This window comes from Nocardioides daedukensis (assembly GCF_013408415.1).
GTDB lineage: Bacteria > Actinomycetota > Actinomycetes > Propionibacteriales > Nocardioidaceae > Nocardioides > Nocardioides daedukensis.
On sequence record NZ_JACCAA010000001.1, the window covers coordinates 3,012,138 to 3,030,062 of the forward strand.

14 protein-coding genes are annotated in these 17,925 nt (G+C 67.2%); 11 read left to right on the forward strand and 3 right to left on the reverse strand.

The genetic code is table 11. The features are described 5' to 3' along the window. Positions 1–18 precede the first annotated feature (18 nt). From BJ980_RS14780 to BJ980_RS14820, 9 genes are all read left to right on the forward strand, one after another. Positions 19–1,200: an MFS transporter gene (locus tag BJ980_RS14780; protein WP_246279983.1), complete on the forward strand. Its 1,182-nt coding sequence runs from the start codon at positions 19–21 to the stop codon at positions 1,198–1,200. Continuing rightward, entirely contained in the window at positions 1,190–4,840 is a 3,651-nt protein-coding gene (locus BJ980_RS14785; RefSeq protein WP_179502996.1) for a nitrate reductase subunit alpha, read from the forward strand. The genes BJ980_RS14780 and BJ980_RS14785 overlap by 11 nt, the downstream gene beginning before the upstream one ends. After that, complete coding sequence (narH, locus tag BJ980_RS14790) at positions 4,840–6,519, forward strand: nitrate reductase subunit beta (protein WP_179502997.1); 1,680 nt, start codon at positions 4,840–4,842, stop codon at positions 6,517–6,519. Before BJ980_RS14785 ends, narH begins: the two co-directional genes overlap by 1 nt. Beyond that, complete coding sequence (gene narJ, locus BJ980_RS14795; RefSeq protein WP_179502998.1) at positions 6,516–7,208, forward strand: nitrate reductase molybdenum cofactor assembly chaperone; 693 nt, start codon at positions 6,516–6,518, stop codon at positions 7,206–7,208. The genes narH and narJ overlap by 4 nt, the downstream gene beginning before the upstream one ends. A gap of 16 nt (positions 7,209–7,224) precedes the next feature. After that, entirely contained in the window at positions 7,225–7,941 is a 717-nt protein-coding gene (gene narI / locus BJ980_RS14800; protein WP_179502999.1) for a respiratory nitrate reductase subunit gamma, read from the forward strand. Positions 7,942–7,990: 49 nt separating this feature from the next. Further along, positions 7,991–8,482 carry a hemerythrin domain-containing protein gene (locus BJ980_RS14805; protein ID WP_179503000.1) on the forward strand — a complete coding sequence of 164 codons (492 nt, stop codon included), beginning with the start codon at positions 7,991–7,993 and terminating at the stop codon, positions 8,480–8,482. Positions 8,483–8,534: 52 nt separating this feature from the next. Beyond that, positions 8,535–9,389, forward strand: a complete 855-nt coding sequence (locus BJ980_RS14810; RefSeq protein WP_179503001.1) for an ATP-grasp domain-containing protein — start codon at positions 8,535–8,537, stop codon at positions 9,387–9,389. 192 nt (positions 9,390–9,581) lie between these two features. Then, entirely contained in the window at positions 9,582–11,219 is a 1,638-nt protein-coding gene (groL, locus tag BJ980_RS14815; protein WP_179503002.1) for a chaperonin GroEL, read from the forward strand. A 251-nt stretch (positions 11,220–11,470) separates the two neighbouring features. Then, the gene (locus tag BJ980_RS14820) at positions 11,471–12,130 is read left to right on the forward strand and encodes a hypothetical protein (RefSeq protein ID WP_179503003.1); all 660 of its coding nucleotides are present in this window, start codon (positions 11,471–11,473) and stop codon (positions 12,128–12,130) included. Here the strand turns inward: BJ980_RS14820 and BJ980_RS14825 are convergent. The 3 genes from BJ980_RS14825 to BJ980_RS19510 are packed head-to-tail and all read right to left on the reverse strand — an operon-like array spanning position 12,116 to position 14,788. Then, positions 12,116–12,478, reverse strand: coding sequence for a hypothetical protein (locus BJ980_RS14825; RefSeq protein WP_343047822.1), 363 nt, complete (start codon positions 12,476–12,478; stop codon positions 12,116–12,118). The genes BJ980_RS14820 and BJ980_RS14825 overlap by 15 nt on opposite strands. Before the next feature lie 4 nt (positions 12,479–12,482). Continuing rightward, positions 12,483–13,511: an HAD family hydrolase gene (locus tag BJ980_RS14830; RefSeq protein ID WP_179503004.1), complete on the reverse strand. Its 1,029-nt coding sequence runs from the start codon at positions 13,509–13,511 to the stop codon at positions 12,483–12,485. Continuing rightward, on the reverse strand, positions 13,508–14,788 hold the full coding sequence (locus BJ980_RS19510; RefSeq protein WP_179503005.1) for a helix-turn-helix domain-containing protein: 1,281 nt from the start codon (positions 14,786–14,788) through the stop codon (positions 13,508–13,510). The genes BJ980_RS14830 and BJ980_RS19510 overlap by 4 nt, the downstream gene beginning before the upstream one ends. Positions 14,789–15,112: 324 nt before the next feature. Here BJ980_RS19510 and BJ980_RS14840 point away from each other — a divergent pair, with 324 nt between their 5' ends. Then, positions 15,113–16,009 carry a hypothetical protein gene (locus BJ980_RS14840; protein WP_179503006.1) on the forward strand — a complete coding sequence of 299 codons (897 nt, stop codon included), beginning with the start codon at positions 15,113–15,115 and terminating at the stop codon, positions 16,007–16,009. 140 nt (positions 16,010–16,149) lie between these two features. Continuing rightward, on the forward strand, positions 16,150–17,925 hold the full coding sequence (locus BJ980_RS19615; RefSeq protein WP_425490331.1) for an ABC transporter permease: 1,776 nt from the start codon (positions 16,150–16,152) through the stop codon (positions 17,923–17,925).

The following is a 17,925-nucleotide window of genomic DNA, read 5'->3' on the forward strand; positions in this document are numbered from 1 at the left end:
GTTCGTGTGGGATCACCCATGCTGATGCTGATCCTGGCAACACTGGGTTTCGCGGTGAACTTCTGGGCCTGGGCACTGCTCAGCCCGTTGGGACCGAAATTCCGCGACACGGGTCAGGTCGGACAGCTCACGGAATCCGACGTCGCGCTGATGGTGGCCGTCCCGGTCCTGGTCGGTTCCATCGGCCGGATCTTCGTCGGGGCACTGACCGACAGGTATGGCGGGCGGGTGATGTTCCCGCTCGTCTCGCTGATCACGGTGCTTCCGGTGCTCTTCCTGGCGTTCTTCGCCCTTGACTCGTTCTCGCTGATCCTGGTCGGGGGCTTCTTCCTCGGCATCGGTGGGACCACCTTCGCGATCGGCGTACCGTTCGTGAACGCGTGGTTCCCCCCGGAGAAGCGGGGCATGGCCACCGGCGTCTTCGGGGCCGGGATGGGTGGCACCGCGATCAGTGCCCTCACCACGGTGCAGATCTGGGACGGACTGGGACAGCGGGCGCCGTTCCTGATCACTGCGGCGATGCTGGCCGTCTATGCCGTGGTGGCCTGGTTGTTCATGCGCGATGCCCCGGGACGGCAGGTGCCGACCACGAGCCTGGCTTCGCGGCTGAAGTCCAACGCGATGCTCCCGATCACTTGGCAGGCGGGCATCCTCTATGCGGTCTCCTTCGGCGGGTACGTCGCCTTCTCCGTCTATCTGCCGGCCTATCTGAAGACTGGACACGGTCTCGCGGCCTCCGACGCGAGCGCCCGGATGGCCGGCTTCGTCGTGGTCGCCGTGATCATGCGCACCGTCGGCGGCATCCTGTGCGACCGGTTCGACGCGATCCACGTCCTGGCCGTCTGCTTCGCACTCGTCACGGTGTGCGCCGCAGTCGCCGCCACCCATCCTCCACTCGACATCCGCGGCACCACGGCGTTCCTGCTGATGGCAGCAGCCCTCGGCGCCGGCAGCGGTGCGACCTTCGGCCTCATCGCCCAAGCCACCGATCCGGCCAAGGTCGGTGGAGTGACCGGCCTGGTCGGTGCCGCCGGTGGCCTGGGCGGGTTCGTGCCCCCGTTGTTGATGGGCTACATCTATGGCCGCACGGACTCCTATGCCATCGGGCTCTTCCTGCTCGCCGGCACGGCACTGCTCACTCTTGTCCTGACCATGACCGTCGTGAAGCGAACCAAGCAGGAGGCAGCAAGTGACCGCTGAGCCCGGACTCGACGACGCCCTGACCAATGCACTGGTCGGAACGCGAAGATTCTTCACCAAGGGAAAGGTGAGCTCGGACCGGCGCACGCTGCAGCTGTCGGGTGGCCGTGACTCCGACAGCTTCTATCGTGATCGTTGGAGCCACGACAAGGTGGTCCGCTCGACGCACGGTGTGAACTGCACGGGATCGTGTTCGTGGAAGGTCTACGTCAAGAACGGGATCATCACCTGGGAGACGCAGCAGACCGACTATCCCTCGACCGGTGCCGACCGTCCGGAGTACGAGCCCCGCGGTTGCCCGCGGGGTGCGGCCTTCTCCTGGTACACCTACTCACCGACCCGGGTCCGCTATCCCTATGTCCGCGGCACGCTTCTGCAGATGTTCCGTGAGGCCAAGTCACAGCACGGTGGTGACCCGGTCAAGGCGTGGGCGCACATCGTGGAGAACCCGCAGCGCGCCGCGGCCTACAAGAAGGCCCGTGGCAAGGGTGGACTGGTCCGCGCGAGCTGGGAGGAAGCGGTCGAGATCGTCGCCGCGGCCCACGTGCACACGATCAAGGAATGGGGCCCGGACCGGGTCGCGGGCTTCTCGCCGATTCCCGCGATGTCCATGGTCTCCCACGCCTCGGGCGCGCGCTTCATGCACCTGATCGGTGGCTCGATGCTGAGCTTCTACGACTGGTACGCCGACCTGCCGGTCGCCTCCCCGCAGGTCTTCGGCGACCAGACGGACGTGCCGGAGTCGGGGGACTGGTGGGACGCCGGCTACCTGGTGATGTGGGGTTCCAACGTCCCGGTCACCCGCACCCCCGACGCCCACTGGATGACCGAGGCCCGTTATCGCGGACAGAAGGTCGTCGCGGTCTCACCGGACTATGCCGACAACGTGAAGTTCGCCGATGACTGGCTGGCGGTGAACCCGGGCACCGATGCCGCGCTGGCACTGTCGATGGGCCACGTGATCCTCAAGGAGTTCTTCCTCGAGCGACAGGTGCCCTACTTCACCGACTACGTGAAGAAGTACACCGACCTGCCGTTCCTGGTGAAGATCGAGGAAGGGCCCGACGGTGCACGGCCCGGCAAGTTCCTCACCGCCGAGGACCTGGTGGAGCAGTCCGGCCAGGAGAACGCAGCCTTCCGCACGGTCCTGCTCGACTCAGCGACCGGTGAGCCGGTCGTGCCCAACGGTTCGCTGGGCCACCGCTACGGCCCGGACGGTGAGGGCAAGTGGAACCTCGACCTCGACGGCGTCGACCCGGCGTTGCGACTCGAGGGCGAGGGCACCGAACAAATCGAGGTCGAGTTGCCCCGATTCGGCGAGATCGACGGTACGCCGACCCACACGATGGCCACCGTGAACGCACGGCGGGTCGGGGGCCACCTGGTCACCACCGTCTTCGAGATGATGATCGCCCAGTTCGCCGACTACACACCGGAGTGGCAGGAGTCGATCACCGGCGTGCCGGCCAAGGCTGCGGCCAGGGTGGGCCGCGAGTTCGCACAGAACGCAGAGGACTCCAAGGGTCGCTCGATGATCCTGATGGGCGCCGGGACCAACCACTGGTTCCACTCCGACACGATCTATCGCGCGTTCCTCACCCTCACCACGCTGACCGGTTGCCAGGGCGTCAACGGAGGTGGTTGGGCGCACTACGTGGGTCAGGAGAAGGTCCGTCCGCTCACCGGCTACAACCAGGTCGCCAACGCCCTGGACTGGAGCCGTCCGCCGCGCAACATGAACCAGACCGCCTACTGGTACCTGCACACCGACCAGTTCCGCTACGACCAGTTCGGCGCGGACACGCTCTCGGCCACGACGGGCCAGGGCCAGCTGGCCGGACTCTCCACGGCCGACGTGATCGCGAAGACTGCCCGGATGGGCTGGTCGCCGTCGTTCCCGACCTTCGACCGCAACCCACTCGAGATCACCGATGAGGCCGAGGCCGCAGGCAAGGCGGTCGCCGACCACATCGTCTCCGAACTGAAGGAAGGTCGCCTCGGCTTCGCAGGGGAGGACCCAGATGCGCCGGAGAACTTCCCGCGGATCCTCTCGATCTGGCGTGCGAACCTGCTCGGCTCGTCCTCGAAGGGCAACGAATACTTCCTCAAGCACCTGCTCGGCACCGACTCCTCGGTGCGCGCCGAGGAGACGCCCGAGGCGGTGCGGCCGCGTGACGTGGTCTGGAAGGAGAAGGCGCCCGAGGGAAAGCTCGACCTGCTGCTGACACTCGACTTCCGGCAGACCTCCACCACACTCTTCTCCGACGTCGTGCTGCCCGCTGCCACTTGGTATGAGAAGCACGACCTGTCGACCACGGACATGCACCCGTTCGTGAACTCGTTCAACCCGGCGATCGCGCCGCCTTGGCAGACGCGCACCGACTGGGAGATCTGGAAGACGATCGCGGCGAAGTTCAGCGAGCTCGCGGCCGAGCGACTCGGCGTACGTCGTGACGTGGTGGCGGTGCCGCTCTCGCACGACACTCCCGACGCGATGGCCAACCCCCATGGGGTGGTCCGTGACTGGCGTGCGGGTGAGTGCGAGCCGGTGCCCGGCGTGACCATGCCGAAGCTGGTCGAGGTGGAACGCGACTACGGCGCGATCTACTCCAAGATGACCTCGCTGGGTCCGTTGGCCAGCAAGCTCGGCGCCACCACCAAGGGAATCACCTTCGACCTGACCAAGCCCCTGGAATACCTTGCCCGCAAGAACGGTGCAGTGCGCAGCGGGCCGGGCGCCGGACGCCCGGCGCTGGTCAGCGACGTACACATGTGCGAGGCGATCCTGGCGATGTCCGGCACCACCAACGGACACCTCGCCACGGAGGGTTTCAAGCAGCTCGAGAAGCGGGTCGGCAAGATGCTGCACGACCTCGCCGCCGAGCACGAGGGCAAGCAGGTCACCTTCGCCGACACCCAGGCGGCCCCGACTCCGGTGATCACCTCACCGGAGTGGTCCGGCTCCGAGTCGGGTGGGCGTCGCTACTCGCCGTTCACCGTCAACATCGAGCGGCTCAAGCCCTTCCACACGCTCACCGGGCGCCAGCACTTCTACCTCGACCATGACTGGATGCTCGAGCTGGGCGAGGGACTCCCGGTCTATCGACCACCGTTGAACATGGCGGCGCTCTTCGACGAACCGACGATCGGTGACGTCTCCGACGGCACCGGTCCGCGGGTCGAGGGGGTGACGGTGCGCTACCTGACCCCGCACAACAAGTGGTCGATCCACTCCGAGTACCAGGACAACCTGTTCATGCTCTCGCTTTCGCGTGGTGGGCAGAACATCTGGATGAGCGAGGCGGACGCCGCCAAGGTCGGGGTCAAGGACAACGACTGGATCGAGGCGGTCAACCGCAACGGTGTCGTGGCTGCCCGCGCCATCGTCTCCCACCGAATGCCGGAGGGCACCGTCTACATGCACCACGCACAGGACAGGTTGATCGACGTGCCGATCACCGAGACGTCCGGCAAGCGTGGCGGCATCCACAACTCCCTGACCCGATTGTTGATCAAGCCCAGCCACCTGATCGGTGGCTACGCCCAATTGACGTGGGCGTTCAACTACATCGGCCCGACCGGCAACCAGCGTGACGAGGTGACCGTGATCCGCAAGCGGTCGCAGGAGGTTCAGTACTGATGAAGGTCATGGCCCAGATGGCGATGGTGATGAACCTCGACAAGTGCATCGGGTGTCACACCTGCTCGGTGACGTGCAAGCAGGCCTGGACGAACCGGGCCGGCACCGAATACGTGTGGTTCAACAATGTCGAGACCCGGCCCGGCCAGGGCTACCCGCGGCGCTATGAGGACCAGGAGACCTGGAAGGGCGGCTGGAAGCTCAACAAGCGCGGCAAGCTCACCCTCAAGGCAGGTGGCCGGACCAAGAAGCTCTTCACCATCTTCTCCAACCCGAAGATGCCCTCGATCGACGACTACTACGAGCCGTGGACCTATGACTACGCCACGCTCACCGATGCCCCGGCCCAGGAGCACACCCCGGTAGCGCGGCCGCGGTCGCTGATCAGCGGCAAGACGATGAAGATCACCTGGTCGGCCAACTGGGACGACAACCTGGGTGGTTCGGAGGCGGTCTACGCCAACGACCCGATCCTGCAGAAGGAGAGCCTGGGCAAGGTGTCGAGTGAGGTGAAGCGCTCACTCGAGGACACGTTCATGTTCTACCTGCCGCGGATCTGTGAGCACTGCCTCAACCCCTCGTGCGCTGCCTCCTGCCCCAGCGGCGCGATCTACAAGCGCAGTGAGGACGGCATCGTCCTGGTCGACCAGGACAAGTGCCGCGGTTGGCGGATGTGCATCTCGGGCTGCCCCTACAAGAAGATCTACTTCAACCACCGCACCGGCAAGGCCGAGAAGTGCACGTTCTGCTACCCGCGGATCGAGGTCGGCCTGCCGACCGTCTGCTCGGAGACGTGCGTCGGCCGACTGCGCTACCTCGGCCTCGTGCTCTACGACGCGGACGCGGTGCTCGAGGCTGCCTCGACCGAGGACGACAAGGATCTCTACGAGGCGCAGCGCTCGGTCCTCCTCGACCCGAACGACCCCGAGGTGATCAAGGCCGCCGAGCGCGACGGCATCCCGCACGACTGGATCGAGGCGGCCCAGAAGTCACCGATCCATGCGCTGATCAACGTGTTCAAGGTGGCGCTCCCGCTGCACCCGGAATATCGCACGATGCCGATGGTCTGGTACATCCCGCCGCTCTCCCCGGTCATCGACGTGGTCCGCGAGACCGGCGAGGACGCGGAGGACGACACCAACCTGTTCGCCGCCATCGACGCGTTGCGGATCCCGGTCGAATACCTCGCCGAGCTCTTCACCGCGGGGGACACGGTGATCGTGGACCGGGTGCTCAAGAAGCTGGCCGCGATGCGCTCCTACATGCGAGACATCAACATGGGCCGCGAACCGAACGCCAGCATCCCCGAGGCCGTCGGCATGACCGAGGAGGAGATGTATGACATGTATCGCCTCCTCGCGCTCGCAAAGTACGACGAGCGCTACGTCATCCCGGCCGCTCACGTCGAGCAGGCGCACTCCCTCGAGGAACTCGCCACCGAGTGCTCGCTCGACTTCGACGGGGGCCCCGGCATGGGCGGCTCCGGTCCGTTCGGTGAGGGCTCCGGCGGCCAGGTGGTGCCGGTGGCGGTGGAGAACTTCGCGGTCCTCCAGGCCCGCCAGACCAGTGACTCGGTCGCGGCGCCACCGGACAAGGGCAGCCGGGTCAACCTGCTCAACTGGGACGGCAAGGGGGCGCCCGACGGGCTCTTCCCGCCACGCGAGGAGAACCAGCCATGAAGTTCTGGCGGCGCGACGCCCGCCTCGATGACGACGCGGTCCGGGCGACCTGGCAGTGCGTCTCGCTGCTGCTGGACTACCCGGCCGACGACATCGGGTCCGTCATGGAGGTGGTGCCCCGGTTGCCGGCGCGGTTGCGTGCTCCGCTCGAGGAGTTCCTCGCCCACCGTGCCGCCACCGGGCTGGAGGAGCTGCGCGCCGACTATGTCGAGACCTTCGACACCCGTCGCCGCGGGAACCTGTTCCTGACCTACTTCGTGCACGGGGACACCCGCCAGCGCGGCATGGCGCTGCTCCGGTTCCAGGAGACCTTCCAGGCCGCGGGCGTCGACCTCGATCCGGGCGAGCTGCCCGACCACCTGTGCGTGGTGCTGGAGTTCGCAGCCACGGTCGACCTCGAGTCCGGCCGGAACCTGCTGCTCGACCACCGGGCCGGCTTCGAGGTCCTCCGGCTCCACCTGCGCAACACCGGATCGCCGTGGGGTCCGCTGCTCGACGCGGTCGCCGAGACCCTGCCCCAACTGGCCGGGGACGAGCAGGACGCCGTACGCCGCCTGGTCGCCGCCGGGCCACCGAAGGAGGAGGTTGGCCTGACCCCCTATGGCACGCCTGCCTTCGACGCCAAGTTGATGGAGCGCACGGCTGCTGGAGCCGTCGACCTGCCGATGCCGACAGTGAGGGGAGCCTGAGATGGAAGCAGGGACGATGGACACACTGCTGTGGGTGGTCATTCCGTATGTCTGCCTGACCACGTTCGTGCTCGGCCACGTGTGGCGCTACACCTATGACAAGTTCGGTTGGACCACGCGCTCCTCACAGCTCTATGAGTCGCGGTTGTTGCGGCTGGGTTCGCCGCTCTTCCACTTCGGCATGATCGGAGTCTTCTTCGGCCACGTGATGGGACTCGGCATTCCGCAGTCGTGGACCGACGCGGTCGGGATCAGTGACGAGATCTACCACGCGTTCGCCGTCGGCGGTGGTGTGCTGGCCGGTGCCGCCACCCTCGTCGGTCTGGCGATCCTGGTCTATCGACGACGCACGGTCGGCCCCGTCTTCTCGGCGACCACGGTGATGGACAAGGTCATGTACGCCGTCTTGGCCGTGGTGATTCTGTTGGGTATCTGGAACACGATTGCCGGGGGAATCCTCAACCTTGGCGGACACTACAACTACCGCGAGGGCGTCTCGGTCTGGTTCCGCGGCATCTTCCGCTTCGACCTGCACCCCGCCCTGATGGGTGAGGCGCCGCTCGGTTTCCAGATCCACGGGATGGCGGCGATGTTGCTCTTCGCGCTGTGGCCCTTCACCCGACTGGTCCACGTGTTCAGCGCGCCGCTGGGTTACCTGACCCGGCCCTACATCGTCTATCGCTCACGCGACCAGAAGCGGTCGGGAGCGCGGGTCACGCCACGCGGTTGGTGAGCCGGAATGAGTGACCGAAATGAGTGAGCCCGAATGAGTGAGCCCGGGCATGTGTGAACACTGCGGCTGTCGCGGAGTGCCGCCGATCGCGGAGCTGATGGACGAGCACTACGCGCTGCTCGAGGACGCCCACGCGATCCGGCGAGCACTGGCCACCGGCGACCGCGCCGGCGCGATGGAGCTGGTACGCCGACTGGCCGGTCACCTCGAGGTGCACACCCGGCGCGAGGAAATCGGCATCTTCGCCGCGATGCGCGAGCAGGGCGACTTCGTCGACGAGGTGGACCTGCTAGAAGGGGAGCATCGTGATCTCGACGGTGCGATCGAGGACGTCGACCCTGCGTCACCCGAGTTCGACGACCGGCTCCGGGAGCTGCTCCGCGACCTCTCCGAGCACATCGACCGGGAGAACCTGGGCATCTTCCCGGTCTCGGTGGTCTCGCTCGGTGGTCGTGGCTGGGACCTGGTCGAGGAGGCCCGCACCGCACTGCCGACCTTCATGACGGGTGCGCCCGACACCGGGCCCGGGGCACCCCGGTAAGCACCCGGGTGATGCGCCGCCGGGAACATTGCCCGGCAGTAGGCTCGGCCACGTGACCGACGTACTCCTCGCCAGCTTCTCCCTCCTGCCCGACGGTGAGCCGGGAGGTGAGGTCCTCGTCAGGGCGCTGGCCGAGCGGGGCGTCACCGCGCGTTGGGTGAGCTGGGACGACCCCGAGGTCGACTGGGCATCGGCCGACCTGGTCTGCGTGCGGGCCACCTGGGACTACCACCGCCGGCTCGAGGAGTTCCTTGCCTGGGCCCGGGAGGTGGACCGGGCGGGCGGGATGCTCAACGGCGCGGAGGTGTTCGCATGGAACGCGGACAAGTCCTACCTGATCGAGCTGGCCGCGCACGTGGACGTCGTTCCCACCAAGCTCCTGGACGACGCCGGCCTGGTCGCCGGACTGAGTGAGGCGATCGAGGACTACGGCAGCGTCGTGGTGAAGTCGCGAGTGGGGGCTGCGGGCCTGGGCGTGGTGGTCGCCGAGAGCACCGATGACCACCGTCTTGCCGGGCTGACCGCCGGACCGTGGATCGTGCAACCGCTGGTGGGCTCGGTCCGCACCGAGGGTGAGACGAGTGTCTTCGTGATCGATGGCGAGGTCGTCGCCCAGGTGCACAAGCTTCCCTCAGGTGGCGAGATCCGGGTGCACGAGCAGTTCGGCGGGGCATCGCGCGCGGTGGCCGTGGCCGAGGAGCACGCCGCTCTCGCCGGGCGTGCGGTGCGGGCGGCCGCCGAGATCGTCGGCGTGCCACTCGACTATGCCCGGGTCGACATGATGCGGTTGGCCGACGGCACCTTGGCGGTCAGCGAGGTCGAGCTGATCGAGCCCGGCCTCTATCTCGACGTGAGGCCCGCCAACGCCGCCCCGTTCGCCGACCTGGTCGTTGCCCGACTGGCCTGAACGGCTTGCACTCTCAGGGGTCGAGTGCTAAACATGAGGCTGGCACTCTCGACATGAGAGTGACAACAACGGGACCGGTGAGTTGAGGTCCGAAGCGTCGGCGGGAAGGGTCCGTCGGGTCAGCCGGATCGTCCGTCGCGGGCAGCTCTCCGACTCCGTCCAAACTCTTAGCATCAAGGAATCGCAGGAGTTATGCCGAAGCTGATTGCTTTCAATGAAGAGGCGCGCCGCGGTCTCGAGCGGGGCATGAACACCCTCGCCGACGCCGTCAAGGTGACGCTTGGTCCCAAGGGCCGCAACGTCGTCCTGGAGAAGAAGTGGGGCGCCCCCACGATCACCAATGACGGTGTCTCGATCGCCAAGGAGATCGAGCTCGAGGACCCCTACGAGAAGATCGGTGCCGAGCTCGTCAAGGAGGTCGCCAAGAAGACTGACGACGTCGCTGGCGACGGCACCACCACGGCGACCGTGCTCGCCCAGGCGATGGTCCGCGAGGGCCTCCGCAACGTGGCCGCGGGTGCGAACCCGATGGGCCTCAAGCGGGGCATCGAGGCCGCCGTGGCGTCCGTCTCCGAGCAGCTGCTCTCGATGGCCAAGGACATCGAGACCAAGGAGCAGATCGCCTCTGCCGCCACGATCTCCGCCGGTGGCGACACCACCGTCGGTGACGCCATCGCCGAGGCGATGGACAAGGTCGGCAAGGAAGGTGTCATCACCGTCGAGGAGTCGAACACCTTCGGGATCGACCTCGAGCTGACCGAGGGCATGCGGTTCGACAAGGGCTACATCTCGGCCTACTTCGTGACCGACCCCGAGCGCATGGAGACGGTTCTCGAGGACGCCTACGTCCTGATCGCGAACCAGAAGATCTCCAACGTCAAGGACCTGCTGCCGGTCCTCGAGAAGGTCATGCAGTCCGGCAAGCCGCTCGTCATCCTCGCCGAGGACGTCGACGGTGAGGCCCTCTCGACCCTGGTCGTGAACAAGATCCGTGGCACCTTCAAGTCCGTCGCCGTCAAGGCTCCGGGCTTCGGTGACCGCCGCAAGGCCATGCTGCAGGACATCGCGATCCTGACCGGTGGCCAGGTCATCTCCGAGGAGGTCGGCCTGAAGCTCGAGTCGACCGGCATCGAGCTGCTCGGCCAGGCCCGCAAGGTCGTCATCACCAAGGACGAGACCACCATCGTCGAGGGCGCTGGCGACCAGGCCCAGATCGAGGGTCGGGTCAACCAGATCCGTGCCGAGATCGAGAAGTCGGACTCCGACTACGACCGCGAGAAGCTGCAGGAGCGCCTGGCCAAGCTGGCCGGTGGCGTTGCAGTGATCAAGGTCGGCGCGGCCACCGAGGTCGAGCTCAAGGAGCGCAAGCACCGCATCGAGGACGCCGTTCGCAACGCGAAGGCCGCCGTCGAGGAGGGCATCGTCGCCGGAGGTGGCGTGGCGCTGGTTCAGGCTGCCGCCACCGCGTTCGACAAGCTCGAGCTCGAGGGTGACGAGGCCACCGGTGCGAACATCGTTCGCGTCGCGACCGAGGCCCCGCTCAAGCAGATCGCCATCAACGCCGGCCTCGAAGGCGGCGTCGTGTCGGAGAAGGTCCGCAACCTCACCTCGGGTCACGGCCTCAACGCCGCGACCGGTGAGTACGTCGACATGATCGCCGCCGGCATCATCGACCCGGCCAAGGTGACCCGCTCTGCCCTGCAGAACGCGGCCTCCATCGCGGCCCTGTTCCTCACCACCGAGGCTGTCATTGCCGACAAGCCGGAGAAGGCCGCCCCGATGGGCGACCCGACCGGTGGCATGGGCGGCATGGGTGGCATGGACTTCTGATCCGGAGCGACGAGGGCGCCCCGCGAGGAACGAGCGGGAGTGCCTGAGGAGTGAAGGGGAAGAAGTCCGATGAAGAGGGACTTCTGATCCACCGCACCACAACTGAACGGCCTCGGGCGACTGCCCGGGGCCGTTCGGCGTTCCGGGATACGGATTGGCTGTTCTGGGCTCGAAAACCAGCCAATCCGTATCCCGGAAGGTCCTGGTTCGAAGCCCGGCGAACGTTGGGGGCACCGACCTACACTCAATCCATGCGCAAGTCACTCGCGGTTGCTCCACTGCTCCTGATGGTCCTCGTCGGCGGTTGTGGGGACAAGAACACCCAGATCGACGCCACCTCCGCCGAGCCGACGCCGACCACTTCCGGCTCGGGCACTCCAGCGCCGGAGCAGAGCTCCGCGATCACCGAGCAGGACTTCTGCGACAACATCGTCGAGATCTTCAGCATGCACGACAAGAAGAGCGGCACGGACCCGCTCACCGACCTGATGGCGGACGGCGTACCGGCCGAGATGCCGCAGGACGCCAAGGACGGCGTCCAAGTGATCATCGACAACTCCGCCAAGCTGAACGACCCCAAGGCGATGGTGGAGGCCTACCGTGCGCTTCCCGAGGCCGACCGGGCGTCGGTCAACGCGCTCGTGACGTACGTCGGCACCGCGTGTGGCACCGACATCGTCAAGGGGCTCGTGGCGTTCCTGCCCGAGACCGTTCCTGAGGGGCTGAGGTCGCTCGGCCCCGAGGACCTTCCCTCCGAGCTGCGTGACCTGCTGCCCTCCGAGCTCCCCTCGGCCCTCGAGGGAGTCATCCCCGACGACCTCGCCTCGCTGATCCCCGAGGAGTGGCGCTCGCTCATCCCTGAGGAATACCAAGGTCTCTTCGAGTCCCCGAGCGCCTCACCCAGCGTCTGAACCGCGCCCGTCGAGCCCGCCCAGCGGGGCGATGACGGTCCCGGAGTGCTCGCAGACCCAGTGCGGGTCGGGGCCACCCAGCTCGGGCTGGATGTAGAGCGGGTGGGTGTCGTCGTCCTCGCACTGCGTGCACAGCGGCCAGCGCCCGACCTTCTCCAGGAGCGCGTCCTGCACGTCCTGGGCGACCAGGCCGCCGACGTACACCGCGCCCTGGGGCCACTGCTCGGCCCACCATCGACGCTCGGAGACGGCGTCCTCGAGGAGGGAGACGATCTCGGCGGAGGCGATTCCGGTGGCCTCGAGATCGCGCATCACGGTGGCGCGGGCAGAGAGGAGTTGGTCGGTCACTCTCTCATTGTGCGTCGGGCGTGGTTGCCCGCCTTACCGGTGGAGTGGTCGCAGTCGTGGCCACGACGACCATCACCAGCCCGCCGCCGAGGAGACCAGCCGGGACTGACCAGGGCAGTGTCGCGAGCAGGGTCAGTGGCAGGGCGAGCAGCACGGTCACCAGTGCGATCACCCGGTTGGCCGCCAGGACCCGGCGCAACGAGCGGAGCAGCGTGAACGTGTCTGCGACCAGCGAGACGTCGAGGTCGCGCATGGTGAGGTCGGCCTCGGGGCCGTCGCCGACGCTGAGGTCTGCCTGGGCGTGCGCCTCGGGTTGGGGTGCGCTGGGACCGACCATGGCGATCACCCGGCCCTGCTCCTGCAGTTCGGCCACCAGTCGGCCGCGCTTCTCCGGCGCGGTCGCACCCCAGCGCGACGCGATGCCGGCCGCATCGGCGAGACGGTCGGTGTCGCGGCTGGGCTCGTCGGCGACCAGGAAGCTCTCGATGCCGAGGTCTACAAGGCGGCGTACGGCGTCCGCAGCGTCGTCACGCACGCTGGCCGCGACGGTGATCCGGCCAAGAAGCCGTTGATCGACCTCGACCGCGACCCGGTGGCCGAGGCCGCCGGTGTCCTCGACGCCGATCCAGTCCGGGTGCCCTACTCGCACCGGGTGCCTGTCGACGGACCCGGCGATGCCTTCTGCGCGGATCTCGACGTTGCTCAACCGTCCGCGTGCGGCCAGTTGCGCCACGGCACGCCCGACCGGGTCGGGCAGGGCGTGGGCCAGCGCGCCGGCGAACCAACGCAGGTTCTGTTCGTGCTCGGGCTCCACCGGGTCCAGGCCGATCACATCGAGCTCGCCGTCGGTGACGGTTCCGACGGCGTCGAGGAGCACGGAGTCGATTCGGTGAGCGGCGCGCCGGGCGCGAGTCGTGCCGAGGTCGACTCCCCGGGCGGATGCCCAGCGGGAGGCGAGGAAACGGGGGGCGAGTTCGCCGATCCCGGCCAACAGGAGGAGGCCGAGCAGGACGAGCAGGACGGTCATGGTCATCCGCCCTCGTTGGCCCGGAAGCGCTCGAAGTCACTCTGGTCGCCGGCGATCCACATCGGGACGCTGGCCTTGAGCAGCATCGTCATCTGCAGCACGAACTCCGGATCGTGCAGGTCCTCGCCGAAGAGCTCGTTGATCCTCTTCCAGCGATAGCGCACGGTCTGTGGGTGGACGCCCAGGCGGGCGGCGATGGCCGGCGCACTGTCGCGTGTCTCGAGCCAGACCAGCAGCGTCTCGGAGAGGATGTCGCGCGAGTTCGGGGTTTCGTTGAAGAGCGGCTCGAGAAGCTCCTGGGCCAGCTGGCGCCGGAGCACTGGCTCGGCGTGCAACCAGATCTCCGAGCGATGCCGTAGGCACTCGATCACCGGGCGGGCCGGGATGATGCCTGCATCGACCAGCGCCAGGGCCCGGTTGACCCACACCCAGGCCGACGGCACGTCGGCGGCCGGCACGGGCCAGCAGGCCACCACCCGAGGCGCCGGTGAGAGTGCCTTCAGGGCGTCGATCACTGCTGCCGCGCGCTCGGAGGCGCAGAGGACGACCATCGGTGAGCGACCGGTCCGGGCCAGGGCGTCAGGCCCGGCCATGGCGGCCTCGAGCGCGGCGCCGGCAGCCGGTTGTACGGCGAGCACGGTGACCAGGGCAGGCACGGGCCACTGGGCGATGGCTGCCTGGGTCTCGATCTCGTCGTCGTCCGCACCGGCCAGGAGATGATCCAGGAGGCGGGCCCGTGCCACGCCCTGGTCCTGGTCGCGCTCGGCTGAGCCGGTGGCGAAGCCGATCCGCACCTGACCCTCGAGGTGTGCCACGAAACCGGTCAAGGCCTCACTCAGCGAGTTGAGGGCACTGGCGGACAGCTCGTTCTCCGCGGCACGCACGCGCAGCTCGTCCCAGACCTCGGAGAGCGCGATCGCCACGGCGCCGTCGATCACCTCGTGGTTGCGACCGCGTGCCGCCTGCCGATAGCCCAGCCTGCGGAAGTGGTCGTCGACCAGGGAGGGGGACGTCGGCCGGTCGAGGGCGCGGTCGAGGAACAGTCGCATCGCGTTGTGGGTGGCGGTGAGGATCAGCTGGTGCAGACTCACGTCGCGCGGCTCGTCGGGAGCACTGGTCGAGGTCTGGATCTTGTGGGCGATCCGCTCGGCAACCGGTCGTACCTGGGTCTCGAGGCTCTTCAGCATCCACACGGCCGAGCCGGGCAGGTTGAGGGCTTGGGGGACCACGTCTCCCGCCGCGTCTCCGCGGGAGGCGGCGTCCTTGGCTGCCGCGCCGGTCACAGTCTCACCTTCAGGGCCTTCCCTCACTCGTCATCGTCGGCTCGTCGTGCGCCGCGGAGGATCCGGGACCCGTCCGGTTGCCGAGCCCGACGATCGGGAGTGCACTGACCCCTCGACCCGTCACGCTCATATGCTCCAGAAGACCACGACACAAGTTTGTTCGACTGATTGCACCCGGGACTGGCGATGGACGGCAAGGGTATCCCGCGACCGGGGGCCCTCGGAGACCGAAGTTGTCACCCCGGTGACAACTTCGAAGCACTCGTGCCGGGCAGCGCCCCACATCGATTGACAGTGCTCGGGCCAGGTCCCATGTTCATGATCATGCCTAACCGATTCCGTGCCGCCGCGCTGAGCGTCGTGCTCCTGCTCCTGGGCCTGTTCCTGTCCCCGCAGGTCGCTGCGGAGGAGGATCCCACTTGGCCCGGCCTGCCCAAGCTGAGGGAGCCGACCGACGGTGGCGCGCTGTGGCTCGGGCTGTCGGTCTCCGGCGCACAGGAGATCGCGATGGCCAAGCAATGGTTCCAGATCCCCAAGACCATCATCGCTGCTCAGTCGCTGGTCAGTTCGGACCCTGTCAACCAGGTGATGGAGAACTTTGCCTACGTGGTCTCCCCGGAAGGGGCGCCGGCCCCCTACGGCTACTTCGCGCCGATCCGCGTGCGCACCGTAGCGTTCGGAGTGATCCCGGCGTCCTTCACCGTCCACCTGAGTCAGCCGCGCGACGCGGAGGACCTTCCGATGCCGCTCTACTCCAAGACTGACCAGACAGTGCTCCCCGGGTACGTGTTCAAGTTCGAGGACTCGACCATCACCGGTGAGCTTCAGGCGCGGATCTCTGACATGACCGTCGACGGTGTGCCGATCCCGCTGGGCGAGAACTGCCGCACGGCCGAGAACATCGAAGTCGTCCTCGACGGGCGCGGCTACACGAGCGAGATGCCGCCCAACCCGATCCATCCCGAGCCCGAACTGAACACCTGGCACACGAGCGAGTTCTACACGTCGATCAACGGCGGCAAGATGGTCGGCAACTCATCGATGCCTCAGTTCGTGGGCTGCGGTGCAGGCGCCGAGGACCTGAGCGCCCTGATCTCGGGGATGTCCTCCTCGCCGGAGAACAAGACCATCCAGAGACAGAGCGGAACCATGTCGTGCTGGGGTTGGTACCTGTTCTACCCCTGCGATGACCACGAGGTCCCTCTGCCGACACGTCCCTGATCAACCTGCCTGGGTCCACGGCACAGGGCCATCGGGCCCGTGGCCCGGAGGACCAGCACGCCTGCACTACTTCATCTCCAGCTTCAGTCACGTCATCACGAACCCGACCGGGTTCACCCCGATTCCACGAGGGAGCAAGCATGGGCGGAACAGTCGAAGTCACCGGCCTCACCAAGAGCTTCGGTCGCCAGAACATCTGGCAGGACGTCACCATGACGTTGCCCCCGGGGGAGATCACTGCCCTGCTCGGGCCATCCGGCACCGGCAAGTCGGTCTTCCTCAAGTCGGTGATGGGGCTGATCGATCCCGAAGCCGGCTCCATCCTGATCGACGGCGTCGACATGGTGACCGCGAAGGAGTCGAGGCGACTGGCCCTGCGCAAGAAGTTCGGCGTGCTGTTCCAGGACGGTGCACTGTTCGGGTCGATGAACGTCTATGACAACGTCGCGTTCCCGCTGCGTGAGCACACCAGGCTCAGCGAGGCGCAGATCCGCGACATCGTCTTCGAGAAGCTCGACCTGGTCGGCCTCCTTGGCACCGAGCACAAGCTCCCCGGGGAGATCTCGGGCGGCATGAAGAAGCGCGCCGGCCTGGCCCGCGCCATGGTCACCAACCCCGAGATCATCCTCATCGATGAGCCCGACTCCGGCCTTGACCCGGTCCGCACGTCCAACCTCGCCCAGCTCCTGGTCGAGGTCAACACCGCCACCGATGCCACCATGCTCGTGGTCACCCACAACATCGAGCTGGCCCGCACCCTGCCCGACAACCTCGGCATGCTCTATCGCCGAGAGCTGGTCATGTTCGGCCCGCGCGAGGAGTTCCTACTCACCGATCACCCGGTGGTCTCCCAGTTCATGAGCGGCGACCCGATGGGACCGATCGGGATGAGCGAGGAGACCGACCACGGTCGCAACGACCCGGCCGGCTACGACGACTACGTTGCGGGCCCCGACGGTGGCACCTCGGTGATGACGCGACACTCGGGCGCCCGCGCCATCGAAGTGCTGCCCCGCCAGCTGGTGCCGCACTCGGGAGCGGTCCGGGCCGGCGGCATGCGGCATCGTGAACGAGTTACCCAGGGCGGGAGCCACCTCTACGTCGCCGACGACGAGGATCGGCACCGAGTCCCACCAGTTCCCCGGCCCAACCCACTCACCCGTGCGCTCCGCGCCACCGGCGACCTGTTCGCCCTGGGCATGGACACCGTCAGCCTCAGCTTCAAGCGGCCCTTCGCGCTGAAGGAGGCAATCGAGCAGTTTTGGTTCGTCGTCAGCATCTCATGGCTCCCCGCCCTGCTCGTGGCGATTCCCTTCGGGGCAGTGATCGCGCTGCAACTCGGCACGCTCACCGTCCAGATCGGAGCACAGTCCTTCACCGGAGCAGCCAGCGTGCTCGCCGTCGTGCAACAGGCCGCACCGATCGTCACCACCCTGGTCATCGCCGGGGCAGGTGGTGCCGCGATCTGTGCGGAGATCGGCTCACGGCGTATCCGCGACGAGATCGACGCCCTGCGGGTCATCGGGATCTCACCCGTGCAACGGCTCGTCGTGCCCAGGGTGCTGGCCTGCATGGCCGCAGCCGCACTCCTCAACGGACTGGTCTCCGTGGTCGGCGTACTGGGTGGGTATTTCTTCAACGTCGTCGTCCAGGGCGGGACCCCGGGTGCCTACCTGGCCAGCTTCACCGCACTCGCGCAGATCGAGGACCTCTGGGTCGGCGAGATCAAGGCCGTCATCTTCGGCTTCCTCGCCGGCGTCATCGCCTGCTATCGCGGGCTCAACACGGCGCCCGGTCCCAAGGGCGTGGGCGATGCGGTCAACCAGTCCGTGGTGATCACCTTCCTGCTGCTCTTCTTCGTCAACTTCGTGATCACCACGCTCTATCTCCAGCTCTTCCCCGGAAAGGGGGCCTGA

Bases quoted from the DNA above. Each gene is read 5' to 3' on its own strand.
- BJ980_RS14805 (WP_179503000.1), top strand. From the start codon at position 7,991: ATGTGTGAACACTGCGGCTGTCGCGGAGTGCCGCCGATCGCGGAGCTG.
- narH (WP_179502997.1), top strand. From the start codon at position 4,840: ATGAAGGTCATGGCCCAGATGGCGATGGTGATGAACCTCGACAAGTGC.
- BJ980_RS14780 (WP_246279983.1), top strand. From the start codon at position 19: ATGCTGATGCTGATCCTGGCAACACTGGGTTTCGCGGTGAACTTCTGG.
- BJ980_RS14840 (WP_179503006.1), top strand. From the start codon at position 15,113: ATGCCTAACCGATTCCGTGCCGCCGCGCTGAGCGTCGTGCTCCTGCTC.
- narI (WP_179502999.1), top strand. From the start codon at position 7,225: ATGGACACACTGCTGTGGGTGGTCATTCCGTATGTCTGCCTGACCACG.
- BJ980_RS19615 (WP_425490331.1), top strand. From the start codon at position 16,150: ATGGGCGGAACAGTCGAAGTCACCGGCCTCACCAAGAGCTTCGGTCGC.
- BJ980_RS14830 (WP_179503004.1), bottom strand. From the start codon at position 13,511: ATGACCATGACCGTCCTGCTCGTCCTGCTCGGCCTCCTCCTGTTGGCC.
- groL (WP_179503002.1), top strand. From the start codon at position 9,582: ATGCCGAAGCTGATTGCTTTCAATGAAGAGGCGCGCCGCGGTCTCGAG.
- narJ (WP_179502998.1), top strand. From the start codon at position 6,516: ATGAAGTTCTGGCGGCGCGACGCCCGCCTCGATGACGACGCGGTCCGG.
- BJ980_RS14820 (WP_179503003.1), top strand. From the start codon at position 11,471: ATGCGCAAGTCACTCGCGGTTGCTCCACTGCTCCTGATGGTCCTCGTC.